Source organism: Methylobacterium sp. HJ2 (genome assembly GCF_056431005.1).
Window position 1 is genome coordinate 277,987 of sequence record NZ_JBWJYM010000006.1, and the last position, 22,570, is coordinate 300,556.

The following is a 22,570-nucleotide window of genomic DNA, read 5'->3' on the forward strand; positions in this document are numbered from 1 at the left end:
GACCGGCATCCGCGCGGGACGGGCGGCTAGTTCCGCCCCGGTGCCCCGGCGGGCGCGGCCTCGACCACCCGGCGGCCCGAGACCTCGGCGCCGGCATCCGGGCTGAGCCGGCGGAAGGCCAGCACCGAGGCGCCGGAGATCAGCGCGACCGCCAGGAAGGCCGGCCCGAAATCCTGGGCCGCGATGGCGGTCCGGCCGTGCCAGGCCGCGGCGCCTTCGAGGGCGAGGGCGCCGAGCGTCACCCCGAGGCTCAGCGAGATCTGCTGGGCGACGCTCGCGAGGCTCGTGCCCGCGCTCATCTCGCGCGCCTCGAGATCGGCATACGCGATGGCGTTGATGCAGGTGAACTGGATCGAGCGCAGGCAGCCGCCGAGGAACAGCAGGCCGATGATGAGCCAGTGCGGCGTCTGCGCGGTGTAGAGCCCGTTCACCGCGAGGAAGGCCGCGGCCAGCACGGAATTGGCCACCATCACGGGCCGGAAGCCGAAGGTGCGCAGGATGCGGGGGCCCACCGTCTTCACGAACATCGCCCCCGCCGCCGCCGCGAAGGTGATCAGCCCCGAATGCAGCGCGTCCAGGCCGAACCCGACCTGCAGCATCAGCGGCAGCAGGAACGGGATCGCTCCGGTGCCGATGCGGAACAGGCTGCCGCCCGTCACCGCGGCCCGGAAGGTCGGGTAGCGCATCAGGTCCAGGCGCAGGATCGGGTGCGCCACGCTGCGCGCGTGGCGGAAATAGAGGGCGAGCAACAGGGCGCCGCCGCCGAGACAGGCCCAGGTGATCCAGACCGGCAGGAGATGGCGCCCGGTCGAGGCGAGCCCGAGCATCAGGGCCGCGAGCCCCGGCCCGAGCAGCAGGAACCCGAACAGGTCGAGCGGCGGGCGCTCGGCCTCGCGTAGGTTCTCGAAGTAGAGGGTCGCCAGCGCGATGCCCGCGCAGCCGATCGGCAGATTGATGAAGAAGATCCAGCGCCAGTCGAGCCAGGTGGTGATGAAGCCGCCCAGCGGCGGTCCCAGGATCGGCCCGATCAGCGCGGGGATGGTCAGATAGGCGAGCGCCGTGACGAGCTCGGATTTCGGCACGCTGCGCAGGATGACGAGCCGGCCCACCGGCACCATCATGGCACCGCCGAGGCCCTGCAGGAAGCGGGCGGCGGTGAAGCTCGCGAGACCGTTCGCCGCCGCGCAGGCGAGAGAGCCCAGCATGAACACCCCGAGCGCCGCCCGGAACACGGTGCGCGCGCCGTAGCGGTCGGCCATCCAGCCGCTGACGGGGATGAAGATCGCGAGGCTGACGAGGTAGGCCGTGAGCGCGAGCTTCAGGGCGATCGGATCCTCGCCGAGGCTCGCCGCGATGGTCGGCAGGGCGGTGGCGATCACCGTCGAGTCCGTGTTCTCCATGAACAGGGCGGTGGCGACGACGAGGGGGACGATCCGGGCGGGGCGCATCGGGCTCAACGGGCGACGGGACGGGGCTCGGTCGCATCCGCACCGCCCGCGCGCAAGATGCAGTCCGGTCCGGGGCTGCGGCAGACCGACCCGTGGCGCATCGGCCACGGATTGTTTCCGATCGTGACGATCGGCGCGCGCGGACCTTCCGGGGGGCCCGCGACGGGCCTAAGCTCGGCCACAGATCCAGCGGCGTCCCGCGCTTTTCAGGAAGCGGGCGGGACCCGAGGCCGCCGCCCAGGCAAGGCCGCCCCTCAGGAAAGTGTCCGGATGATCCCGAGGCCCGAGAAGCCCCGATCGCTGCCGCGCCTCGCCGCGGCCTCCGCCCTGATGCTGTCGGTCGCCGCCTGCGGCACCGTCCTCCTCAACGACATGGGTTCGCTCACGCGCTACGACCGGCTGCGGCCCAGCACCGAGGCCTCGACCACGGCGCGGCTCTACGCCGATGAGGCGGCGCTCGCCCGCACCCGCACCGTGCGCATCATCCCGACGCGCTTCCCGGCCAACGTCGCCGGGGCGGCCCCGCTCAACGACGTCGAGCGGCGCATCATCGCCAACAACGCCGACCGGGCACTCTGCTACGAGCTGTCCCTGCGCTACGACGTGGTCTCGACCCGCGCCGCCGACCTGACGGTGCGCGCCCAGGTGACCCGCGTCGAGGCGACGAACCTCGTGGGCGCCGGCTCGACCATCGGGCTCTCGGGGGCTGTCTCCGTCGCCTCGCAGCTCGGCGTGGGCTTCGCCGAGGGGATCGGGCGCGTGCCGATCCCCCGCGTGCCGATCGGCCTCGGCAGCCTGACGGTGGAGGCCGAGGCCCTCGACAGCCGCCGCGAGCAGCGCGCCGCGATGGTGTGGGGCGGGGCGGCGAACTCCTTCACCAGCCAGCCGCGCTTCTCGCCGGCGAGCGACGCCTACGACCTCGCGGGCGATTTCGGCCAGGATTTCGGCTTCCTGCTCGCCACCGGCCAGGATCCGTTCCGGGCGCCCCTGACGCTGCCGACCTGGGACCGCGTCCGCGTGACCACGCTGGGCGAGGCGCCCCTCGATCCCGATTGCGAGGCCTTCGGCCGCCCGCCCGGCGTCGACGGCATCGTCGGCGACTATATCGGCCTGCCGCCGGACTGGACCGACAAGGGGCCGGGCGTCCCGATGCGCTGAGACGACGCGGCGCCGATGCCGGCCCAGCGCCGGCACGGCGCGTCTGGCGGATGCCCGCCGCCCCGCTCCCGCGAGGGAGCGTCGACGCTGGGCCGGGCTCGTCGGCGACGGGCGCGCGGGCCCCGCATCCGGCTGCCGGCAGGCGCCATGCGGCCGACGCAAGGCGCCCCGGCGCGCTTTCCTGTTGCGCCGCCGCGGGATCGCCCTGGCGGGGCGGCGTTCCGCGTGGTAACGGCCCGTGCCAACCCGTTCATGCTCGGGGCGCCCGTTCGGGGGCCCGGCACCCTGCAGGGAAGTTGGCACATGGCCCCCATCAGCGCCGCCTCGATCATCGAGGGCCTGACCTTCGACGACGTTCTGCTCCGTCCCGCGGCCTCCTCCGTGATGCCCGCCGAGGTCAACCTTGCCACCCGGCTGACGCGCTCGATCCACCTGCACCTGCCGATCCTGGCCTCCGCCATGGACACCGTGACCGAGGCGCCGATGGCCATCGCCATGGCCCAGAACGGCGGCATGGGCGTGATCCACCGCAACCTCGAGCCGCCGGAGCAGGCCGAGCAGGTCCGCCTCGTGAAGAAGTACGAGTCGGGCATGGTGCTCAACCCCATCACCATCCATCCCGACGAGACGCTCGCCGACGCCTTCGAGGTGATGAAGAAGAACCGCATCTCCGGCATACCGGTGGTGGAGCGCGGCCCGAACGGCTCGCGCGGCAAGCTCGTCGGCATCCTGACGAACCGCGACGTGCGCTTCGCCACCAATCCGGGCCAGCCGGTCTCCGAGCTGATGACCCGCGACCGCCTGATCACCGTGCGGGAGGGCGTGACGCAGGACGAGGCCAAGCGCCTGCTGCACCAGTTCCGGATCGAGAAGCTTCTGGTCGTGGACGACCACTACCGCTGCATCGGCCTGATCACCGTCAAGGACATCGAGAAGCAGGTCACCTACCCGAACGCCGTCAAGGACGAGCAGGGGCGCCTTCGCGTGGCGGCTGCGACGACGACCGGCGACAGCGGCTTCGAGCGGGCCGAGCGCCTGATCGACGCGGGCTGCGACGTGATCGTGGTCGACACCGCCCACGGCCACTCGATCAAGGTGCTCGATTCGGTGCGCCGGGTGAAGCAGCTCTCGAACGCCGTGCAGGTGGTGGCCGGCAACGTCGCCACCCGCGAGGGCGCCCAGGCGCTGATCGATGCGGGCGCCGACGCCATCAAGGTCGGCATCGGCCCGGGCTCGATCTGCACCACCCGCATCGTGGCGGGCGTCGGCGTGCCCCAGCTCACCGCCCTGATGGAGGCGGTGGAAGCGGCCTACGACGCCGACGTGCCGGTGATCGCCGACGGCGGCATCAAGTACTCGGGCGATCTCGCCAAGGCGATCGCGGCCGGCGCCTCGGTCGCCATGCTGGGCTCGCTCCTCGCCGGCACCGACGAGGCCCCGGGCGAGGTGTTCCTCTACCAGGGCCGCTCCTACAAGAGCTACCGCGGCATGGGCTCGGTCGGCGCGATGGCCCGGGGCTCCGCCGACCGCTACTTCCAGGCCGAGGTCAGCGACACCCACAAGCTGGTCCCCGAGGGCATCGAGGGGCAGGTGCCCTACAAGGGCCCGGTGGCGGCCGTGCTGCACCAGCTCGCGGGCGGCCTGCGCGCGGCGATGGGCTATGTCGGCGCGGCCACGATCCCGGACTTCCAGGAGCGGGCGCAGTTCATCCGCATCACCAACGCGGGCCTGCGTGAGAGCCACGTCCACGACGTCACCATCACCCGCGAGAGCCCGAACTATCCGTCGCGGACGTGAGGCCTGCCCGAACCGGGCAGATTCGCCTTGATGAAAGCATAGAGTTCCTCCCTATCTATGGGAGCGGCCGGAACTCAGGGGCCATGACGATGCCGAACTGGTTGCCGCTCGCACGGATCCGTGCCGTCCATGAGCTGCCGCGGGAGGAGGGCGGCGCCTCCTCGGTCGGGCGGCACCGCCAGGAGGACGGGATCCGGGACAGGAACGCCTTGCCGGCACGGGAGGCGATCGCTCTGTCCCGGACCATCAGGGCCAAGGCGATCTCGCGGATCGTGCCCGACAGCACGCCCCTGATCAGAGCCGATCGCGACGGTCGATGATCGTGATCGACGCCTGCGTCGCCACGAAGTGGTTTCTACCGGAACCCTTCAGCGACGCGGCTGAGGCGATTCTCGCTGATGACGATGTTCGAACCGCTCCCGAACACATCCTCGTCGAGGTCGGCAATACGCTCCTGAAGGCTTTTCGAGCGGGCGCGATCACCCTAGCACACGCACAGGAATCGCTTTCAGCCCTGCAGATCCTCGTTCAGACACGCGCCGTCCACGAGATCGCGGCAGCTGCGCTGGACATCGCAGCCCGGATCGGCTGCACCCACTACGATGCGCTCTATCTCGCGGCCGCCGAACGATGGGGCGCCACGCTCGTGACGGCCGATGCGCGTTTGGTCAGACAGCTTCAGGCGCATTCTTGGAGCGGTGCGGTTCGGCTGATCGGTCCCTCGCACTGATCGGCGATGCGCGGGGGAAGGGTCCGGGACGGGGTCCTTCCTGTTTCATTTCGCGGAGGATGGCGCATGCGCATTCTGATGGTCGGGGCCGGGGCGACCGGCGGCTATTTCGGGGCCCGGCTCGCCGAGGCCGGGCGCGAGGTCACCTTCCTGGTCCGCCCGGCCCGGGCGGAGAGGCTGGCAGCCGACGGTCTGGTGGTGCACAGCCCGCTCGGCAACCTCACCCTCGCCGCGCCGCGGACGGTGACCGCCGCTGAGCTGCGGGCCGGCGCGGACGCCTACGACCTCGTCGTCCTGTCCTGCAAGGCCTACGACCTCGAGGCGGCGGTGGCCGACGTGGCCCCGGCGGTCACCGAGGGCACGGTGGTCCTGCCGGTGCTGAACGGCATGGCCCATCTCGACCGGCTCGACGCGGCCTTCGGACCGGCCCGGGTGCTCGGCGGGTCCTGCGCCATCGTGGCGACGGTGGGGGCCCAGGGCGAGATCCGCCACATGAGCGAGCTCTGCAGCCTCACCTACGGCGAGCGCGACGGCGGCCGCTCCGACCGGATCCAGGCCATCGACGCGCTGATGCAGGGCGCCCGCTTCCAGGCCCGGCTCAGCGAGCGGATCGTGCTGGAGATGTGGGAGAAGTGGGTGTTCCTGGCGACCCTCGCGGGCGCCACCACCCTGATGCGGGCCGCGATCGGCGACATCCTGGCGGCGCCGGGCGGACAGGCGCTGATCACGGGGCTCCACGCGGAATGCCTCGCGATCGCGGCGGCGAGCGGCCACGCCCCGCGCGAGAAGGTGGCGGCCCAGGCGCGCGCGACGTTGACGGCCGAGGGCTCGCCGATGACCGCCTCGATGCTGCGCGACATCCTGGGCGACGGGCGGATCGAGGCCGACCACGTCGTCGGCGACCTGATCGCCCGCGGGCGGGCGCGGGCGCCCGGTTCCGCGCGCCCGCTCCTGGAGATCGTCTATACAGGCCTCAAGGCCTACGAGGCGCGGCGCGCCCGGGAGGCTCAGTAGCGGCCGGGCGGCGGGGGCGGCGGGCTGCCGTACTCGAGCTGCGTCTTCGCGTCGGGTCGCGGGCGCGGCGGCGGCGTCAGGTCGGGCGCGGCGGGCGCCGTCGAGCAGGCGGCCAGGGCCAGCGCGGCGAGGCCCGCGAGCACGAGACGGGGGAGGGGAAGCATGCGGATCTCCGGCCTTCGGATGTCGGGATCGTGCCGAGAGGCCCGATGACGGGCGTTCTGGGCCCCGATCGGGCCGGAAGCTCGGCCGTATCGTGGCCCCGCGGCGGGCGAAGCGTGGCCGTTTGACGGCATCGTAAACAGAGTCTTTAGGAGATCACCCTGACCCCCACCGCCCGCTGCTCCGCCGCCATCGAGGTCCTGGCCGATATCGCGGCCCGGCGCCGACCGGCCGCCGACGCCCTCAAGGATTGGGGGCTCGCCCACCGCTTCGCCGGGTCCGGCGACCGCGGCGCGATCGCGAGCCTCGTCTACGACGCCCTGCGCCGACGCGCCTCCGCCGCCTGGATCATGGCCGACGACAGCCCGCGCGCCGTGCTGATCGGCTCGCTGCGCCTGCAGCAGGGGCTCGCCGCCCCCTCGGTGGCCGCGCTGTTCTCGGGCGAGCGCTTCGGGCCGGAGCCGCTGAGCGCCGACGAGCGCACCCGGCTGGAGACGGCCAATCTCGCCGACGCGCCGCCGGCCGTCGCCGGGGACGTGCCGGACTGGGTGCTCCCCGAGCTGGGAGGCCTGCTCGGCGCGGATCTCATCCCCGAGCTGAAGGCCCTGGCCCGCCGGGCGCCCCTCGACATCCGGATCAACGCGCTGAAGCGCGGTCGCGACGAGGCGCTGGCCGGTCTCGCCCATCTCGGGGCCGAGCCGACGCCGCACGCGCCGCAGGGGCTGCGCATCCCGATCGGCGCCGACGGGCGCGGGCCGGCCCTCCATGTGGAGCCGGAATTCCTCGACGGCTGGTACGAGATCCAGGACGAGGGCTCGCAGCTCGCCGCCCTGCTGGCCGGGGCGCGGGCCGGGGAGACCGTGGTCGATCTCTGCGCGGGCGGCGGCGGCAAGACGCTGGCGCTCGCCGCGCAGACCCGCAACGGCGCCCGGCTGATCGCCACCGACGACGATCCCCGCCGCCTCGCGCCGATCCACGAGCGCCTGCGCCGCTCCGGCGCGGCGGCCGAGGTGCGCACGCCGCGCACCGGCCGCGCGCGGGCGGACGTGCTGGCCGATCTCGACGGCACGGTCGACCGCGTCCTCGTCGACGCGCCCTGCACCGGGACGGGCACGTGGCGGCGCAATCCGGACGCGAAATGGCGGCTGCGCCCCGGCAGCCTCGCCACCCGGCTGACCGAGCAGGCCGCCGTCCTCGACAGGGCCGCCCGCCTCGCGCGCCCAGGGGGCCGGATCGTCTACGTGACCTGCTCGCTGCTGCCGCAGGAGAACGACGGGGCGCTGGACGGCTTCCTCGCACGAACCGGAGGATTTGCGGTGGCGCCCGCGGAGCGGGTCATCGCCGAGGCCCTGCCGACGCTCGCCGACGCGGTCCGGCTCACCCGCCACGGCCTGCAGATGAGCCCGGCCCTGACGGGCACGGACGGGTTCTACGTGGCCGTGCTCGAACGGCGGGCGTGAGCGCGCCTCACTCCCACTCGATCGTGCCGGGGGGCTTCGAGGTGATGTCGTAGGTCACCCGGTTGATGCCCTTGACCTCGTTGATGATGCGCGTCGCCACGCGGCCCAGGAAGGCCATGTCGAACGGGTAGAAATCGGCCGTCATGCCGTCGACCGAGGTGACGGCGCGCAGGGCGCAGACATGGTCGTAGGTGCGCCCATCGCCCATCACGCCGACGGTCTTGACCGGAAGGATCACCGCGAAGGCCTGCCAGATCGTGTCGTAGAGGCCGGCCTTGCGGATCTCGTCGAGATAGATCGCGTCGGCCTTGCGGAGCGCATCGAGCTTCTCGGCCGTGATGGTGCCGGGACAGCGGATCGCGAGGCCGGGCCCGGGGAAGGGATGGCGCCCGACGAAGGCCTCGGGCAGGCCGAGCTCGCGCCCGAGCACCCGGACCTCGTCCTTGAACAGCTCGCGCAGCGGCTCGACGAGCTTCATGTTCATGCGCTCGGGCAGACCGCCGACGTTGTGGTGGCTCTTGATCGTCACCGAGGGCCCCCCGGTGAACGAGACGCTCTCGATCACGTCCGGGTAGAGAGTTCCCTGCGCGAGGAAGGCGGCACCGCCGATCTTGTTCGATTCGGCCTCGAACACCTCGATGAACAGGCGCCCGATGGTCTTGCGCTTGACCTCCGGGTCGCTCACGCCCTCCAGCGCGCCGATGAAGGTCTCCTGCGCCTCCACGTGGACGAGCGGGATGTTGTAGTGGTCGCGAAACAGCCGCACCACCTCCTCGGCCTCGCCCAGGCGCAGCAGCCCGTGATCGACGAAGACGCAGGTGAGCTGCTCGCCGATCGCCTCGTGGATCAGCACCGCCGCCACCGCCGAATCGACGCCGCCCGACAGGCCGCAGATCACCCGCTCCCGGCCGACCTGCGCGCGGATCCGCGCGATCGCCTCCTCGCGATAGGCCCCCATGGTCCAGTCGCCGGAGCAGCCCGCGATGTCGCGCACGAAGTTGCGGATCAGGAGCGCGCCGTGGGGCGTGTGCGCCACCTCCGGGTGGAACTGCACTGCGTAGTAGCCGCGCGCCTCGTCCGCCACGGCGGCGAAGGGTGCGTTCCGCGACATCGCCACGGTGGTGAACCCGTCGGGCAGCTTGGTGACCCGGTCGCCGTGGCTCATCCAGACGGGGTAGTGCTCGCCGACGTGCCAGACGCCCTTGAACAGCGGGCAATCGGACAGGATCTCGATCTCGGCCCGGCCGAACTCGGCATGGTGGCCGCCCTCGACCTCGCCGCCGAGCTGCGCCGCCATGGTCTGCTGGCCGTAGCAGATGCCGAAGACCGGCACGCCGGAGTCGAAGACCACCTGGGGAGTCCGGGGCGAGGCCTCGGTGGTCACCGATTCCGGGCCGCCCGAGAGGATCACGCCCTTGGGACGGGTTTCGGCGAAGGCCTCGGCGGCCTTGGTGAAGGGCACGATCTCGCAGTAGACGCCCTCCTCGCGCACGCGCCGCGCGATGAGCTGCGTCACCTGAGAGCCGAAATCGACGATCAGGATCTTGTCGTGGTCGGTCTTCATGCTCTGGGAGTTAGACGAGGGCAGGGCAGGGCGCAACGCGTTTGGGCGCAGGGCAAGCGCGCGCCGCGCGTGGGCGCGAGGCAGGACGCGAGACAGGGCGCGCTCAGGCCCCGCGAGCGGGCGCGCCGGGGCTTGCGTTAAGCGGACGTTCACGAAATCCGGGTCAAAGCCCCCGCCCCACCCACGAACCGGAGCTTCCACCCGTGAAAGCCACTCTCGTCGGACTGGCCGCCCTCGCGCTCGCCGGCCTCGCCGCCCCGGCATCGGCGCTCCCTCTGTCCGCAGGATTCCTCGCGGCTCCCGCCACGGGGATCGTCCAGGCGCGGGTCGTCCGCCGGACCGTGATTCGCGGACCGCGCTGCCGCACGGTCATCACCAAGCGGCGCGGACCGCTCGGCCGCGTCGTCGTCGTGCGCCGGCGCCAGTGCCTCTGAGGGATCCGGGACCACGCGGATCCCGGGGGCGGCCTTTTCGGGCCGCCCCGCCTCGCCCGAGCGGCTCCGCTTTCTCCGCCGGGCCCCCGCGGTTTGCAGCGCACAAATCGGGCCCCTGTGTTCTTGACTTCGCCGCCGCGCCTCCATAGCGATCCAGTCGAAGAATTGGAGTTCATTCATGACTGGCAAACGTGCTCTGATCACCGGCGTGACTGGGCAGGACGGCGCGTATCTCTCGCAGCTGCTCCTGGCGAAGGGCTACGAGGTGTTCGGCATCGTGCGCCGGTCGAGCCATGCGGGGGTGTTCGACCACCGCCTGAAGTGGCTTGGCATCGCCGACCAGGTGACGCTGCTGGACGGCAACCTGCTCGACCTGTCGAGCCTGGGCCGGATCGTGCAGGAGACCCAGCCCGACGAGGTCTACAACCTGGCCGCCCAGTCCTTCGTGACGGCTTCCTGGCAGCAGCCGGTGCTGACCGGTCACATCACCGGCCTGGGCGCGGTCAACCTGCTCGAGGCGGTGCGGATGCTGCGCCCGCAGGCGCGGTACTACCAGGCCTCCTCCTCGGAGATGTTCGGCCTGATCCAGCACGCGGTGCAGAGCGAGACGACGCCGTTCTATCCGCGCTCGCCCTACGGCGTGGCCAAGCTCTACGCGCACTGGATGACGATCAACTACCGCGAGAGCTTCGGCCTGCACGCCTCGAACGGGATCCTGTTCAACCACGAGAGCCCGCTGCGGGGCGTGGAGTTCGTCACCCGCAAGGTCACGGACGGCGTGGCGCGGATCAAGCTCGGCTTGGCGCGCGAGCTGCGCCTGGGCAACATCGACGCCAAGCGCGACTGGGGCCATGCGCGCGACTACGTCGAGGCGATGTGGCTGATGCTGCAGCAGGAGGCGCCGGACGACTACGTGGTGGCCACGGGCCGCACCACGACGGTGCGGGCGATGTGCGAGATCGCCTTCTCGCATGTCGGCCTGTCGATCGACGAGCATCTGGTCATCGACGAGAAGCTGTTCCGCCCGGCCGAGGTGGACGTGCTGCTGGGCAACCCGGCCAAGGCCGAGGCCGCCCTGGGCTGGAAGGCCGAGACCTCCCTCGAGGCCATGATCCAGGAAATGGTCGACGCCGATCTCGCACGACTGCGTATCAAGACCTGAATCGAGCGTAGGCATGAGCGATTCGAGGACCGGACGGCGCGTGCTGGTGACGGGCGCCGCCGGCTTCGTCGGCCGCTACGCGCTCGCCGCGATCGCGGCAACGCAGGGAGCGGACGATCAGCTTCTCGGGATCGGGCGCGGCCTGCTGCCGGATCCGCCGGCCGGCACGCGCTTCGAGGCCCTCGATCTCGACGACCGGCCGGCCCTGCGAAGCTGCCTCGCGACGTTCCGGCCGACCCACATCCTGCACCTCGCGGCGATGGCCTCGGTCGGCCAGGCGGCGACGGCGACGGCGGAGACGTGGCGCTCGAACGTCGGCAGCCTGATCAACCTCGCCGAGACCACGGGCGAGCACGCACCGGAGGCGACCTTCCTGTTCGCCAGTTCCGGCGAGGTCTACGGACGCGCCTTCCTGACCGGGCAGCCGCTGGGGGAGAGCGCCGAACCGGAGCCCGCCGGCACCTACGCCCGCACCAAATGGGTGGGCGAGATGCTGCTGCGCGACGTGCTCGCGCGCACCGGCGTGCGGCTCCTGATCCTGAGGCCGTTCAACCATACCGGGCCGGGCCAGGACGAACGCTTCGTGGTGCCCTCCTTCGCGGCCCAGATCGCCCGAATCGAGGCCGGCCTCGGGCCGCCCCGGATCGAGGTCGGCAACCTCTCGGCGGAGCGGGAATTCCTCGACGTGCGCGACGTCGCCCGCGCCTACGCGGCTGTGATCGATCGGGCCGACACGCTCGAATCCGGGACGGTGCTGAACGTGGCATCGGGCGAGCCGCGCACCATCGCCAGCATCCTGGACGACCTGCTCGCCCTGGCACGCGCCCCGTACGAGGTGGTCGTCGCGCCGGAGCGCCTGCGTCCGTCCGAAATTCCGGTCGCCACGGGCGACGGAAGCCGCCTGCGGGCCGTGACCGGCTGGGCACCGCGGATCCCCTGGCCCGAGACCGTCGCCAGCGTCCTGGACGACGCCCGCCGACGCGCCGCGCGGCCCTGACGGCAAGAGACCCGCATGATCCCGGGGCGCCTGCGCACCGTTGGCGACGACGTCCTGGTCTGCCGATTCGCGTGCGACTCGTCGTTCCCGGTACCGCTCGGGATCGCCGGCCGCGCCGGCTGGAGGCTGGCCGCCTGGACTTTCGCACGCCCGTCTGGGCCGGACGCGGCCCTGTCCTGCCTGCTCTTGATCGCCCGGGACACAGCTGGGGCAGCCGACGCCCTGACGGACAACCGGGGCGGTCCGGACCCGCGCAGCGCGGGAGGCCCTCAGGCCGGCGCAGGCGGGAGCCGGGACGACGGTCTCGTGCTCGACACCCATTTCGGGGCGCTTCCGATCGCGTTCGAGGCCGACGGTCTCGCACTCACGGGGCCGGAGCAGGCCGCCCTGGCAAGGACCGCCCTCGCGGCGCCGATTCCTGATGGCGCGGCGGATCGCGTGCTGAGCGCCGTCGCCGAGGCCCTCGACGGGCTGATCGCGGAGGCGGCCGACCAGGCTCTCGCGCTCGCGTGCGAGGGGGAGACTCTGGTGATCGACGGCACCTTCGTGCCCGAATGGATCGTCCTGCGCAGGCCCGGCGGCTATCGACGGATCGGCGTGGCGGAGGCGACCCTGCGCTTCGCCGGACGTCCGAGCGTCGCCGTCAGACCGGACCGGACCTGGCCGGCGAATCTGCTCGCGGAGCCCGTGATCCTCGTCGGCAGCGACACCCACCGGATCGGTCGGTCGCTCGGTGGACGGGCCGCGTGACCGGGACGCGCCCGGTCGTCCTGGTCATCGCGCCGATGCCGGCGCTTCCGGCCAATGCGGGCAATCGCCGCCGCCTCCTGGCGGTGTGTGCGATGCTGACGCGCGGCGGCTTCTCGATCGATCTCGCCTATTTCGGCCACGAGGATCAGGTCTACCGGCGCTTCGGCCAGCATCCGCCGAGCGACGATGCCAGTATAATCGATGCAGTCGGCCGATTTTTTCGCGTCGAACCCAGACATCCGATCCGCCTTGTGAGTCGAGGTTCGGGATTCGGGATCGACGATTGGTGCCCGGACGAGGTCGGGGATTTCGTGGCGTGGTACTTCGATCGGTACCCCGGCACCCGGACGATGGTGGTGAATTACGTCTTCCTCTCGCGCTGCCTCGAGCGGGCGCCCCCGGGCGTGACGACGCTGATCGACACGCATGACCGCTTCGCCGACCGGCAGCTGATGTACCGGCCCTTCGGGCTGGAGCCGAGCTTCTTCTACACCGATGCGGCCGGCGAGGCGGCCGGGCTCGAGCGGGCCGATCTCGTCCTGGCGATCCAGGCCAACGAGGCCGATTATTTCCGAACCGTGACGACGCGCCCCGTCCTCGAATTGCCGCCCCGCATGCCGCGGCGGCGCCCGGCCCGCGCCGTGGCCCGGATCGCGCGGATCGGCTTCGTCGGCCATGGCAACGACGCGAACCGGGTCTCGATCGCCGCCTTCGCCGAGGCCTGGACCCGCGACTGGCGGCCCGGCCTGCCCGAGCTTCTCGTCGCGGGCGAGGTCTGCGGCGCGCTCGGCCTCGGCGAGCGGCCCGGCCTCGCCCTGCTCGGGCCGGTGCCCAGCCTCGACGGGTTCTACGACGGGATCGATGCGGTGGTGGCCCCGATGCTGATGGGCACGGGCCTTAAGATGAAGGTCGCCGAAGCCCTGTCCTACGGGTTGCCGGTGATCGGTACCGCCATCGCCTTCGACGGCTTCGACCCGGTCATCCCCGAGCATCGCCTGGACGGCGTCGAGGCGGTGCGCGACCGGGTCCTCGCGCTTCACGCGGACGCGGAGGGTCTCGCCGCCCTGTGCGCGGCCTGCGCCGACCTCGCCGCGCGCTTCGAGGCCCGCTGCGCCGAGTCCGAGGCCTGCCTGCTGGAGCGGCTCGGCGCCCCGGGCCCGGACGCGACCCCGGCACCGGCGCGACCGGACCCGCCGGCCGAGACCGTGACGGCCCGGCTCGGCCCGGTCGTCGTCACCTGCGAGACCGGGCTGCGCGCCCTGCCGACGCAGGATCCCGAGCTCGGCACCCTCGTCGCGACGGAGCGCGTCACGGACGGGGGCGCGGGACGGGCCTACGCGCCGGCCCGGCGGCGCTGGTTCGCGCGGCCGGCGCGCGAGGGAGACGGCGACGCCGCCGCCGAGCGCCTGCGCGAGACCTTGCGCGGTGCGGCGCTGGCGCTCGCGCCGGAATGGCTGCGCGACCGGGCGCTCGCCCCCGCGTCGCGCGCGGCGGTCGCCGGCCTCCTTGCCGAGGCCGAGCCGGATTGGTGGAGCGCGGGCGTCCCGCTCGGCCGCACGGCGGGACGGATCGACCTCGTCGCCCATCTGCCGAGCGCGCTTCTCGGCGAACGCCGGCGCGCCGCCGCCTTCCTGTGCGGCGCGGACGGGCGAACGGTCGTGGAGGTGACCCTGACCGGGACCGCGCCGCTGCAACGCCCCCTCGACGGGCCGAGCGGAGCCGATTACGGCCTCGCCCTGGTGCCCGCCCATCTGAGCCTCGAGACCGCGGACGGGGCGGGCGCGATCGCGCCGCACCGGATCCTGATCATGACGGGCTTCCTCTTCGGCCGCCTCGACATCGCGGTCGCCGGGAGGGACCGCGCATGACCCGGGAGGCCATCCAGGCCATGGTGCCCAGCCAAGAGGGGTCCCGGGAGGCGGCGTCCGGCGACGAGCCCTGGCGCCTGCGCATCCTCTACATCGACGACCGGGTGCCGCACGTCGATCTCGGCAGCGGCCTGCCGCGCGCGAACGCCATCCTGAACGCGCTGGCCGGTCTCGGCTATCGCGTCACCTTCTACCCCGTCTATCCGACCCCGGATGCCGGCGCGCCGCATCGCGACCTCGACCCGGCCATCACGATCCTGGAGGCGGGCGAGGCGGAGGGCTTCCGCCGCCTCGCGGCGGAGTCCCGGGGCGCCTTCGACCTGCTCTGGGTCAGCCGCGCCCACAACATCGACATGGTCTGCCGCGCGCTCGCGGATCTCGGCACCACCGCGCGGGCCTTCGTGCGCGGGCGGGTGATCTTCGATTCGGAGGCCCTGTTCAGCCTGCGCGACTTCATCGCCGAGACCCTGGAGACCGGCCACGGAACCGGCACCGCCCTCATCGCGCGGATGCGTCACGAGGCCCGCCATCTCGCGCAGGCCGACGGCGTGATCACGGTCTCGGAGGCGGAGGCGCGTCTGCTCGGCGCCTGCGGCATCCGCAACGTGGCGGTGCTCGGCCACGCCCAGGCGCCGGGGAGGGCCGAGCCGCCGGGCTTTGCCGGGCGTGCGGGCTTCCTGTTCATCGGCGCCCTCACCCAGGAGGGACAGCCCAACGTCGATTCCCTCGACTGGCTGCTCGCCGCGGTCTGGCCGCGGGTGCGGGCGGCGCTGCCCGAGGCGCAGTTGACCATCGTCGGCGCGGTGCGGCCGGAGATCCGGGCGCGGCTCGAGCGGCCGGGGGTCGCGGTGCTCGGGCGCGTCGCCGATCCGGGCGAGCACTTCGCGCGGGCCCGGCTCTCCGTGGCGCCGACGCGCTTCGCGGCCGGCATTCCGATCAAGGTCTACGATTCGGTGATGCGCGGGCTGCCGGTGGTGGTGACGCCGCTGCTCGCCGCGCAGGTGGGCTGGCCCGCCGGGACGGGCTACCTCGCGGCCGACTGGACGGACCCGGCCGGCTTCGCGGCGGCCCTGTGCCGCCTGCACGAGGATGCGGCGCTGTGGGAGCGGCTGCGACGGGCCGGGTGGGCGCAGGTCGCGGCGGAATGCGAGCCGGGCCGCTACGTCGCGCGCCTGCGCGACCTCTGCGAGGCGCCCGCCCTCGCATGAGCGCGCTCCGCCCGCCCCCCGGCGCCGTCCGGGCCGTCACCGCGCTCTGCCGCCGCCTCGTGCTCGGGCGGGTGCCGAAGCTGTTCGACGCCGCCTATTACCTGCGCGAGAACCGCGACGTCGCCCGCTCCGGCGTGGACCCGTTCCTCCATTACGTGCTGCGCGGGGCCGGGCAGGGCCGCGACCCGGCGGCCGATTTCGACACCCGCTTCTACCGGGCCCAGAGCGGGGCGACCCGGCTCGACCCCGTCCGCCACTATCTGCGCCACGGCGCGCGGGCCGGGCTCGACCCGAACCCGGATTTCAACACCCTGTGGTACGCGAGCCATTACGCGGATATCGGCAGCACGGGCCCGAACCCGCTGCTGCACCACCGCACCGACGGCCGGCGCGAGGGGCGGGAGGTGCGCCCGTCGGCCTTCGGGTCGCCGGAGCCGCACATGCTGCGCGGCGTGCCGGCCCACCACATCCTCAGCCTGCCGGACGGCTCCGCCGCCTTCGCCCTCACGCTCCTGCGCGACCTGCAGCTCACGGCCTGCCCGGACCCGGCCCGGCGGATCTGCGTGTTCCTGCACCTGACCGATGCCGAGATGGCGGGGCTCGACGCGGCCTTCGTCCTGTTCGGCAACGGCGTGCTGCCGCGCCTGACCGTGGCGATCGATCCGCGGGCGGAGCCGCATCCCCAGCGCCCGACGCTGCTGGCGACCTTCGAGCATGCCTGGTGCGGGGAGGCCGGCGGCACCCTGTCCGTGCGCTACGCCGAGGCGCGGCTCTGGGACCTGCGCCCGCACGAGCCGACGATCGCCGCGATATTTCCGACGGGCGCGATCGCCCTGGCGCGCAAGGCCGGTCCGGGGTGACGGAGCCGGCCCGATCAGGTCAGCCGACGGGGCTGACCATTGGGCCGGCTCTGCGGCGGATCAGTTGAAGAGCGAGCCGACGCCGCCCTGGACGCGGCCGAGGCCCTGGCGGGCGACCGGGTTGTTCGGGTCGATGCCCGCGGCGCGCTGGTAGTTCTCAGCCGCCTCCTTGCGCCGGTTCGACTTCTCGTAGGCGAGGCCGCGATAGGCCCAGGAGGTGGCGTCCTTGTTGTTGACGTTGAGGGCCGCGTTGTAGTCCTCGATCGCCTTGTCGAACTGGTTCGTGGCGATGAGGCTCTGACCGCGGGCGGCGTAGGGCGCCGAGACGAAGGGGTTCCGGTCGATCGCCGCATCGAAATCGGCGATGGCCTGAGCGTCGTGGCCCTGCTTCTGTTTGACGAGACCGCGGGCGTGGTAGGCCTCGGCCGATTCCGGCATCAGGCGGATCGCCACGTTGAGGTCGGAGAGCGCCCGGTCGAGGTCGCCCTGCGCGCGCAGCACGTTGGCGCGGCCGATATAGGCCGGGCCGTAATTCGGGTCCGCCGCGATGGCGCGGTTGAAATCCTGCAGCGCCGCGTCGTTGCGGCCGGTCTGGCGGTAGGCCAGCGCCCGGTTGTTGTAGGCCGAGCCCGAGTTCGGATCGATCGTCACCGCCTTGGTGAAGTCGGCGATGGCCTCGCCGAACTGGCCGGCTCGGGCATAGGCCGCGCCGCGGGTGTTGTAGGCCGCCGCGTCGTTCGGGTTGCGCTGGACCACCTCGGAGAGCGAGGCGATGTTGACGGTGGTGGCGCCGGTGGTGTCCGTCTCCAGAACCGCGAATTGTCGCGGCCCGGCGGCGCTGCCCACCGTCTCGCAGCCGGCCAGCGCAACGGTCGCCAGCAGGGCCGACCCGATCAGCACCGTCCGCGGCACCCGCACGCTCATAGACCTCATCGTCCGCTCCCCTCGTGCGCCGCTCGCCGCGCCCGATCCCTCGACGTCCCCGCCGCGCCGTCCCGGCGGGCATCGCCCCGGCCGGGCGCCGTGACCCGGATCCGCGTGGCGGAGGCGGGACATTCGCGCGGCGCGGTGAACGCGCGCTTAAGGCCGGGCGACAGATCTCTCGAAACGTCAGGATGTGGCGAAGGTATGGCCCGCGCCCCGGCCCGCCGACATTCGGCCCGCCGGCACGCGCGCGGACGGTCGGGTGTGCCCCGAGGGACCCAGTTTGGGCGCCTCCGATCCCACAGGACCGGAACGCAAGGGGTCCCGTGGAATCACCGGCCCGCCCCGCAGGGCCGCTCGCACGACGCGGGGGCGACGGCGCGGCCGACCGGGGCCTCGGGCCGGCGACCCGGCGGATCGCACCGAAGCCCGCGACGGGTCCGGGCGTGACCATGTTTCCGGGCGGAACCGGTTCGAAACCGGGATCGCGACCGTCCGGCGGGGGCGAGGCCCGGCGCTACCGCGGGCTCAGGCGGGTGACGTGCCCCATCTTGCGGCCGGGCCGGGCCTCGCCCTTGCCGTAGAGATGGAGATGGGCGCCGGGCTGCCTCAGGATCGCCGCCCACTCCTCCGATTCCGCGCCGATCAGGTTGCGCATCTCCACGGCGAGGCCGCCGACGCGGGCCGGATCGCCGAGCGGCCAGCCGCAGACGGCGCGGACGTGCTGGGCGAATTGCGAGGTTGTGGCGCCCTCGATGGTCCAGTGCCCGGAATTGTGCACGCGGGGCGCGATCTCGTTGACGATCAGGTGCTCGCCGGCCTCGTCCCGCACCAGGAACATCTCGACGGCGAGCACGCCCACGTAGTCGAGCGCCTCGGCGATCCGCCGGGCCATCGCCACGGCGCGCTCCCCCGTCTCGGGTGCGAGGCCGGGCGCGGGCACCCGGGTGAGGGCGAGGATGTGGTCGCGGTGCTCGTTCTCGCAGAGGTCGAAGGCCGCGAAGCCGCCGTCGCCCGAGCGCGCGGCCACCACCGAGACCTCGCGCTCGAAGGGCACGAACCCCTCCAGGATCAGCGGCGCCCCGCCGAACTCGGCGAAGATGGCGTTGCGGTCGCCCTCGGCGGCGGTGCGGATGATGCGCTGGCCCTTGCCGTCGTAGCCGAAGCGCCGGGTCTTCAGCACGGCGGGCAGGCCGATCGCCTCCAGCGCCCGGGCGAGATCGTCGGGCGTGTCGACCTGCCGGAACGGCGCCGTCGGGATGCCGAGCCCGTTGATGAAGGTCTTCTCGGCCAGGCGGTCCTGCGTGGTCGAGAGCGCGTCGGCGCTGGGATGGAGCGGCGCGTGCCGGGCGAGGAGGTCGGCCGTCTCGCGCGGGATGTTCTCGAACTCGTAGGTGACGGCCGCGACGCTGTCGGCGAAGGCGGCCAGCGCCTCCGCGTCGTCGTAGGCCGCGCAGGTGGCGACGCTCGCCACGTCGAAGGCCGGGCTGTCGGCGTCGGGGGCGTAGACGTGGACCTTGAGGCCGTAATTCGCCGCCGCCAGGGCGATCATGCGCCCGAGCTGGCCGCCGCCGACGATGCCGAGCGTGTCGCCGGGCGCGAGACGGGTCTGTGTCACGGAACCTCGGTCTCCGGCCGCTCGGCCACGGCGGCGCTCTGGTTGGCGCGCCACGCCTCGAGGCGGGCGGCGAGGGCGGGATCGGCGAGCGCCAGCACGGCCGCGGCCAGGAGCGCGGCGTTGACCGCGCCCGCCCGGCCGATGGCGAGCGTGCCGACCGGAATGCCGGCGGGCATCTGCACGATCGAGAGCAGGCTGTCCTGGCCCGAGAGCGCCTTCGACTCCACAGGCACGCCGAAGACCGGCAGGCTCGTCATGGCGGCGGCCATGCCGGGCAGGTGGGCGGCCCCGCCCGCGCCCGCGATCACCACCTGGAAGCCCGCCGCCTTGGCGCCCTTGGCGAAGGCCACGAGCCGGTCGGGGGTGCGGTGGGCGGAGACGATGCGGTCGTCATGGGCGATGCCGAGGGCGTCGAGGGTCTCGGCGGCGTGCCGCATCGTCGCCCAGTCGGACTGGGACCCCATGATGATGGCGACCGGCGCAGCCGAGGTGCTCAAGGGCAGGTCTCGCGGGTTGCGCGCGGGCGGCGCCGCGCACGGAAGCCGGAGCCCTGGATGGCGGCCTCCGGCGAAACCCTGGCGTTACAGCCGCGCGCGGTGGCCCGCAAGGCGGCCGGCGCCCCGATCCCCATGCCGATCCCCTGCCGATCCCGATCCGGATCCTCAGGCGATGATGTCGGGGGTGATCTGGTCCTCGACGTAGGCGATGCGGTCGCGCAGCGTGAGCTTGCGCTTCTTCAGGCGCTGGATCTGGAGCTGGTCCCCGGCCACGTTGCGCTCGAGGGCGTCGATGGCGCTGTCGAGGTCGCGGTGCTCCTCCTTCAGGCGGCCGAGCTCCGCCACGAGATCCGTCTGCCCGTCCTCCGTATCGACCGTCATTGTTGCCTGCTGAACCCGCCGTAACGCCGCGCCGGAGCATGCGACAGGCATGCCGGCACGGCAACCGAGCTTGGAAACCGATCCGCCACCATCCCGGCCAAATCTCCGTAGTTTGCCTTCGACAGCCGGCTTCACATGTGGCAGGTTCGGGGCGTCAGAACGATGACAGGAGATTCGCCTCATGTCGCTGCAGACGCATCTGAGCCAACTCACCCGGAAGCACGAAGCCCTCGAGCGTGAGATTCACGAAGCGATCCACAGGCCCTCGGAAAACGATCTGCACATCGCCGAATTGAAGCGACGGAAGCTCCATCTCAAGGACGAGATCAACCGCCTGCAGGCCTCGGCCGACACGGTCCATTGAGGCGTCCGGGCCGGACCGGCCCGACCGGTTGATTCGCCCTCCTCCCCAGACCGACAGAGCCGCCGCTCCGGAACGCCCGGAGCGGCGGTTTTGCGTCCGGCACCTTGCCGTCCCGCCCTCCGCCTCTGCTAAGATCGCGCGCCGCCGAGCAAGAGCGGACCCGAGGACGCGCCGCCCATGACCTCCGCCAGCCTGCCCGGACGCTACGCGTCGGTTCACGCGGCCGCCGTCCGCGATCCCGAGGGCTTCTGGCTGGAGGCCGCCCGCGCCATCGACTGGACGCACCCGCCCGAGCGCGCCTTCGACGCGGAGTCCGGCCCCTACGGCCGCTGGTTCCCGGGCGCGACGCTCAACGCCTGCCACAACGCCGTCGACCGCCACGCGGACGGGGCGCGGCGCGACCAGGCCGCGATCCGCTACGAGTCGCCCGTCACGGGCACGAAGCGCACGATCACCTACGGCGCGTTGCGCGACCGGGTGGCCGCGCTCGCCGCCGTGCTCGCCGATCTCGGGGTGGGGAAGGGCGACCGCGTGGTGCTCTACATGCCGATGGTGCCCGAGGCGCTGTTCGGCATGCTGGCCTGCGCCCGGCTCGGCGCCGTGCACTCGGTGGTGTTCGGGGGCTTCGCGGCCAACGAGCTGGCCGTGCGCCTCGACGACGCGCGGCCCAAGGTGGTGCTCGCCGCCTCCTGCGGCATCGAGCCGAACCGGGTGGTGGCCTATAAGCCGCTCCTCGACGCGGCGATCGCCGCCGCCGCGCACAAGCCCGAGGCCTGCCTGATCCTGCAGCGCCCCCAATGCGCGGCGACGCTGGTCGCGGGCCGCGACCGCGACTGGGCCGAGGCCGTCGCGGCGGCCGAAGCCGCGGGGCGGCGCGCCGCGTGCGTGAGCGTGGCGGCGACCGACCCGCTCTACATCCTCTACACCTCGGGCACGACGGGAAAGCCCAAGGGCGTGGTGCGCGATACCGGCGGCTACCTCGTGGCGCTCGCGTGGTCGATGCCCAACCTCTACGGCGTCCAGCCGGGCGAGACCTATTTCTGCGCCTCCGACATCGGCTGGGTGGTGGGCCATTCCTACATCGTCTACGCCCCGCTGCTGCACGGCTGCACCACCGTGCTCTACGAGGGCAAGCCCGTCGGCACGCCCGATGCCGGCGCCCTCTGGCGCGTGGTGGCCGAGACCGGGGCGGTCTGCCTGTTCACGGCCCCGACCGCGCTGCGGGCGATCAAGAAGGAGGATCCGAAGGGCGCGCTCGTCGCCGGCCACGACCTCACGGGCTTCCGCAGCCTGTTCCTGGCGGGCGAGCGGGCCGACCCCGATTCGGTGGCCTGGGCCGAACGGGTGCTCGACCGGCCGGTGATCGACCATTGGTGGCAGACCGAGACCGGCTGGCCGATCGCCGGCAACCCGATCGGGCTCGGGCTGCTGCCGGTCAAGCACGGCAGCACCGGCCTGCCGATGCCGGGCTACGACGTGCAGGTCCTCGACGAAGGCGGCAAGCCGGTCGAACCCGGCACGATGGGCACCATCGCGATCCGCCTGCCGCTCCCGCCCGGTTGCCTGCCGACCCTGTGGGGCTCCGACGCGCGCATGCGCGCGAGCTACCTCGCGACGTTTCCCGGCTACTACGACACCTCGGATGCCGGCGTGATCGACGCGGACGGCTACATCACCGTGCTCGGGCGGACCGACGACATCATCAACGTCGCCGGCCACCGGCTCTCGACCGGGGGCATGGAGGCGGTGCTCGCCGGCCATCCGGACGTCGCCGAATGCGCCGTGATCGGCATCCGCGACGCGCTCAAGGGCGAGGTGCCCTGCGGCTTCGTGGTGCTGAAGGCGCAGGTTGCGCGCGACCCCGCCGAGATCGAGCGGGAGCTCGTCGCCAAGGTGCGCGACGAGATCGGCCCGGTGGCGGCCTTCAAGCTGGCGCTGACCGTGCCGCGCCTGCCCAAGACCCGGTCGGGCAAGATCCTGCGCGCCACGATGAAGCGCATCGCCGACCACGAGCCCTGGACCATGCCGGCCACGATCGACGATGCGGCCGTCCTCGACGAGATCGGCGCCAGCCTGGAGCAGCGCGGAATCGGGGGCCCATGACAGCGCAACGCCGCCATGCCGGGCCGGACTGGCATACCGGGCCGCGCCGCGACAGATAGGGGGCGACCGAC

Annotated in this window: 22 protein-coding genes; 15 read left to right on the forward strand and 7 right to left on the reverse strand. The window is 72.6% G+C overall.

Features of this window, described 5'->3' with window-relative positions:
* Positions 1 to 26: 26 nt before the first annotated feature.
* Positions 27 to 1,448: an MFS transporter gene (locus tag ACS5RC_RS16745; RefSeq protein WP_478345016.1), complete on the reverse strand. Its 1,422-nt coding sequence runs from the start codon at positions 1,446 to 1,448 to the stop codon at positions 27 to 29.
* A 270-nt stretch (positions 1,449 to 1,718) separates the two neighbouring features.
* Between ACS5RC_RS16745 and ACS5RC_RS16750 the strand changes: the two genes are divergently transcribed.
* The 5 genes from ACS5RC_RS16750 (at position 1,719) to panE (ending at position 6,147) form a co-directional block, all read left to right on the forward strand.
* Entirely contained in the window at positions 1,719 to 2,606 is an 888-nt protein-coding gene (locus ACS5RC_RS16750) for a DUF3313 domain-containing protein (RefSeq protein ID WP_478345017.1), read from the forward strand.
* Between the two features lie 303 nt (positions 2,607 to 2,909).
* Positions 2,910 to 4,403, forward strand: a complete 1,494-nt coding sequence (gene guaB / locus ACS5RC_RS16755) for an IMP dehydrogenase (RefSeq protein ID WP_478345018.1) — start codon at positions 2,910 to 2,912, stop codon at positions 4,401 to 4,403.
* Between the two features lie 83 nt (positions 4,404 to 4,486).
* Positions 4,487 to 4,723: a hypothetical protein gene (locus ACS5RC_RS16760; RefSeq protein WP_478345019.1), complete on the forward strand. Its 237-nt coding sequence runs from the start codon at positions 4,487 to 4,489 to the stop codon at positions 4,721 to 4,723.
* Positions 4,720 to 5,133, forward strand: a complete 414-nt coding sequence (locus tag ACS5RC_RS16765) for a type II toxin-antitoxin system VapC family toxin (protein ID WP_478345020.1) — start codon at positions 4,720 to 4,722, stop codon at positions 5,131 to 5,133. The genes ACS5RC_RS16760 and ACS5RC_RS16765 overlap by 4 nt, the downstream gene beginning before the upstream one ends.
* Before the next feature lie 66 nt (positions 5,134 to 5,199).
* Positions 5,200 to 6,147: a 2-dehydropantoate 2-reductase gene (gene panE, locus ACS5RC_RS16770; protein WP_478345021.1), complete on the forward strand. Its 948-nt coding sequence runs from the start codon at positions 5,200 to 5,202 to the stop codon at positions 6,145 to 6,147.
* Here panE and ACS5RC_RS16775 read toward each other — a convergent pair.
* Positions 6,141 to 6,311, reverse strand: a complete 171-nt coding sequence (locus ACS5RC_RS16775; RefSeq protein WP_478345022.1) for a hypothetical protein — start codon at positions 6,309 to 6,311, stop codon at positions 6,141 to 6,143. The genes panE and ACS5RC_RS16775 overlap by 7 nt on opposite strands.
* Positions 6,312 to 6,470: 159 nt before the next feature.
* Here ACS5RC_RS16775 and ACS5RC_RS16780 point away from each other — a divergent pair, with 159 nt between their 5' ends.
* Positions 6,471 to 7,769 (forward strand): RsmB/NOP family class I SAM-dependent RNA methyltransferase, encoded by a 1,299-nt coding sequence (locus ACS5RC_RS16780; protein ID WP_478345110.1) that lies wholly within the window; start codon positions 6,471 to 6,473, stop codon positions 7,767 to 7,769.
* A gap of 7 nt (positions 7,770 to 7,776) precedes the next feature.
* Here the strand turns inward: ACS5RC_RS16780 and guaA are convergent, their stop codons facing one another.
* Positions 7,777 to 9,333 (reverse strand): glutamine-hydrolyzing GMP synthase, encoded by a 1,557-nt coding sequence (guaA, locus tag ACS5RC_RS16785; RefSeq protein WP_478345023.1) that lies wholly within the window; start codon positions 9,331 to 9,333, stop codon positions 7,777 to 7,779.
* A gap of 203 nt (positions 9,334 to 9,536) precedes the next feature.
* On the opposite strand from guaA, the gene ACS5RC_RS16790 reads away from it, so the two are divergent.
* The 7 genes from ACS5RC_RS16790 to ACS5RC_RS16820 all read left to right on the forward strand — a co-directional run bounded on the left by ACS5RC_RS16790 (position 9,537) and on the right by ACS5RC_RS16820 (position 16,612).
* Complete coding sequence (locus ACS5RC_RS16790) at positions 9,537 to 9,767, forward strand: hypothetical protein (RefSeq protein ID WP_478345024.1); 231 nt, start codon at positions 9,537 to 9,539, stop codon at positions 9,765 to 9,767.
* A 178-nt stretch (positions 9,768 to 9,945) separates the two neighbouring features.
* A complete protein-coding gene (gmd, locus tag ACS5RC_RS16795; RefSeq protein WP_478345025.1) occupies positions 9,946 to 10,929 on the forward strand; it encodes a GDP-mannose 4,6-dehydratase in 984 nt (327 codons plus the stop codon).
* Between the two features lie 13 nt (positions 10,930 to 10,942).
* The gene (locus ACS5RC_RS16800; protein ID WP_478345026.1) at positions 10,943 to 11,926 is read left to right on the forward strand and encodes an NAD-dependent epimerase/dehydratase family protein; all 984 of its coding nucleotides are present in this window, start codon (positions 10,943 to 10,945) and stop codon (positions 11,924 to 11,926) included.
* Between the two features lie 306 nt (positions 11,927 to 12,232).
* Positions 12,233 to 12,676 (forward strand): hypothetical protein, encoded by a 444-nt coding sequence (locus ACS5RC_RS16805; protein ID WP_478345027.1) that lies wholly within the window; start codon positions 12,233 to 12,235, stop codon positions 12,674 to 12,676.
* Positions 12,673 to 14,544, forward strand: a complete 1,872-nt coding sequence (locus ACS5RC_RS16810; protein ID WP_478345028.1) for a glycosyltransferase — start codon at positions 12,673 to 12,675, stop codon at positions 14,542 to 14,544. The genes ACS5RC_RS16805 and ACS5RC_RS16810 overlap by 4 nt, the downstream gene beginning before the upstream one ends.
* Positions 14,541 to 15,752 (forward strand): glycosyltransferase family 4 protein, encoded by a 1,212-nt coding sequence (locus tag ACS5RC_RS16815; RefSeq protein ID WP_478345029.1) that lies wholly within the window; start codon positions 14,541 to 14,543, stop codon positions 15,750 to 15,752. The genes ACS5RC_RS16810 and ACS5RC_RS16815 overlap by 4 nt, the downstream gene beginning before the upstream one ends.
* Positions 15,749 to 16,612: a hypothetical protein gene (locus ACS5RC_RS16820; protein ID WP_478345030.1), complete on the forward strand. Its 864-nt coding sequence runs from the start codon at positions 15,749 to 15,751 to the stop codon at positions 16,610 to 16,612. The genes ACS5RC_RS16815 and ACS5RC_RS16820 overlap by 4 nt, the downstream gene beginning before the upstream one ends.
* A 60-nt stretch (positions 16,613 to 16,672) precedes the next feature.
* Here the strand turns inward: ACS5RC_RS16820 and ACS5RC_RS16825 are convergent, their stop codons facing one another.
* From ACS5RC_RS16825 to ACS5RC_RS16840, 4 genes are all read right to left on the reverse strand, one after another.
* Positions 16,673 to 17,536, reverse strand: coding sequence for a tetratricopeptide repeat protein (locus tag ACS5RC_RS16825; protein ID WP_478345111.1), 864 nt, complete (start codon positions 17,534 to 17,536; stop codon positions 16,673 to 16,675).
* Positions 17,537 to 18,053: 517 nt separating this feature from the next.
* Positions 18,054 to 19,154: a 5-(carboxyamino)imidazole ribonucleotide synthase gene (locus ACS5RC_RS16830; protein ID WP_478345031.1), complete on the reverse strand. Its 1,101-nt coding sequence runs from the start codon at positions 19,152 to 19,154 to the stop codon at positions 18,054 to 18,056.
* Positions 19,151 to 19,618 (reverse strand): 5-(carboxyamino)imidazole ribonucleotide mutase, encoded by a 468-nt coding sequence (gene purE / locus ACS5RC_RS16835; RefSeq protein ID WP_478345112.1) that lies wholly within the window; start codon positions 19,616 to 19,618, stop codon positions 19,151 to 19,153. The genes ACS5RC_RS16830 and purE overlap by 4 nt, the downstream gene beginning before the upstream one ends.
* A 198-nt stretch (positions 19,619 to 19,816) precedes the next feature.
* Positions 19,817 to 20,032 carry a YdcH family protein gene (locus ACS5RC_RS16840; protein WP_478345032.1) on the reverse strand — a complete coding sequence of 72 codons (216 nt, stop codon included), beginning with the start codon at positions 20,030 to 20,032 and terminating at the stop codon, positions 19,817 to 19,819.
* Between the two features lie 181 nt (positions 20,033 to 20,213).
* Here ACS5RC_RS16840 and ACS5RC_RS16845 point away from each other — a divergent pair, with 181 nt between their 5' ends.
* Both ACS5RC_RS16845 and ACS5RC_RS16850 read left to right on the forward strand, forming a co-directional pair.
* Positions 20,214 to 20,396 carry a YdcH family protein gene (locus tag ACS5RC_RS16845; RefSeq protein WP_478345033.1) on the forward strand — a complete coding sequence of 61 codons (183 nt, stop codon included), beginning with the start codon at positions 20,214 to 20,216 and terminating at the stop codon, positions 20,394 to 20,396.
* Positions 20,397 to 20,573: 177 nt separating this feature from the next.
* Positions 20,574 to 22,499 (forward strand): AMP-binding protein, encoded by a 1,926-nt coding sequence (locus ACS5RC_RS16850; protein ID WP_478345034.1) that lies wholly within the window; start codon positions 20,574 to 20,576, stop codon positions 22,497 to 22,499.
* Positions 22,500 to 22,570 lie beyond the last annotated feature (71 nt).

Bases quoted from the DNA above. Each gene is read 5' to 3' on its own strand.
- ACS5RC_RS16745 (WP_478345016.1), bottom strand. From the start codon at position 1,448: ATGCGCCCCGCCCGGATCGTCCCCCTCGTCGTCGCCACCGCCCTGTTC.
- ACS5RC_RS16750 (WP_478345017.1), top strand. From the start codon at position 1,719: ATGATCCCGAGGCCCGAGAAGCCCCGATCGCTGCCGCGCCTCGCCGCG.
- guaB (WP_478345018.1), top strand. From the start codon at position 2,910: ATGGCCCCCATCAGCGCCGCCTCGATCATCGAGGGCCTGACCTTCGAC.
- ACS5RC_RS16760 (WP_478345019.1), top strand. From the start codon at position 4,487: ATGACGATGCCGAACTGGTTGCCGCTCGCACGGATCCGTGCCGTCCAT.
- ACS5RC_RS16765 (WP_478345020.1), top strand. From the start codon at position 4,720: ATGATCGTGATCGACGCCTGCGTCGCCACGAAGTGGTTTCTACCGGAA.
- panE (WP_478345021.1), top strand. From the start codon at position 5,200: ATGCGCATTCTGATGGTCGGGGCCGGGGCGACCGGCGGCTATTTCGGG.
- ACS5RC_RS16775 (WP_478345022.1), bottom strand. From the start codon at position 6,311: ATGCTTCCCCTCCCCCGTCTCGTGCTCGCGGGCCTCGCCGCGCTGGCC.
- guaA (WP_478345023.1), bottom strand. From the start codon at position 9,333: ATGAAGACCGACCACGACAAGATCCTGATCGTCGATTTCGGCTCTCAG.
- gmd (WP_478345025.1), top strand. From the start codon at position 9,946: ATGACTGGCAAACGTGCTCTGATCACCGGCGTGACTGGGCAGGACGGC.
- ACS5RC_RS16800 (WP_478345026.1), top strand. From the start codon at position 10,943: ATGAGCGATTCGAGGACCGGACGGCGCGTGCTGGTGACGGGCGCCGCC.
- ACS5RC_RS16815 (WP_478345029.1), top strand. From the start codon at position 14,541: ATGACCCGGGAGGCCATCCAGGCCATGGTGCCCAGCCAAGAGGGGTCC.
- ACS5RC_RS16820 (WP_478345030.1), top strand. From the start codon at position 15,749: ATGAGCGCGCTCCGCCCGCCCCCCGGCGCCGTCCGGGCCGTCACCGCG.
- ACS5RC_RS16825 (WP_478345111.1), bottom strand. From the start codon at position 17,536: ATGAGCGTGCGGGTGCCGCGGACGGTGCTGATCGGGTCGGCCCTGCTG.
- purE (WP_478345112.1), bottom strand. From the start codon at position 19,618: ATGGGGTCCCAGTCCGACTGGGCGACGATGCGGCACGCCGCCGAGACC.
- ACS5RC_RS16840 (WP_478345032.1), bottom strand. From the start codon at position 20,032: ATGACGGTCGATACGGAGGACGGGCAGACGGATCTCGTGGCGGAGCTC.
- ACS5RC_RS16845 (WP_478345033.1), top strand. From the start codon at position 20,214: ATGTCGCTGCAGACGCATCTGAGCCAACTCACCCGGAAGCACGAAGCC.
- ACS5RC_RS16850 (WP_478345034.1), top strand. From the start codon at position 20,574: ATGACCTCCGCCAGCCTGCCCGGACGCTACGCGTCGGTTCACGCGGCC.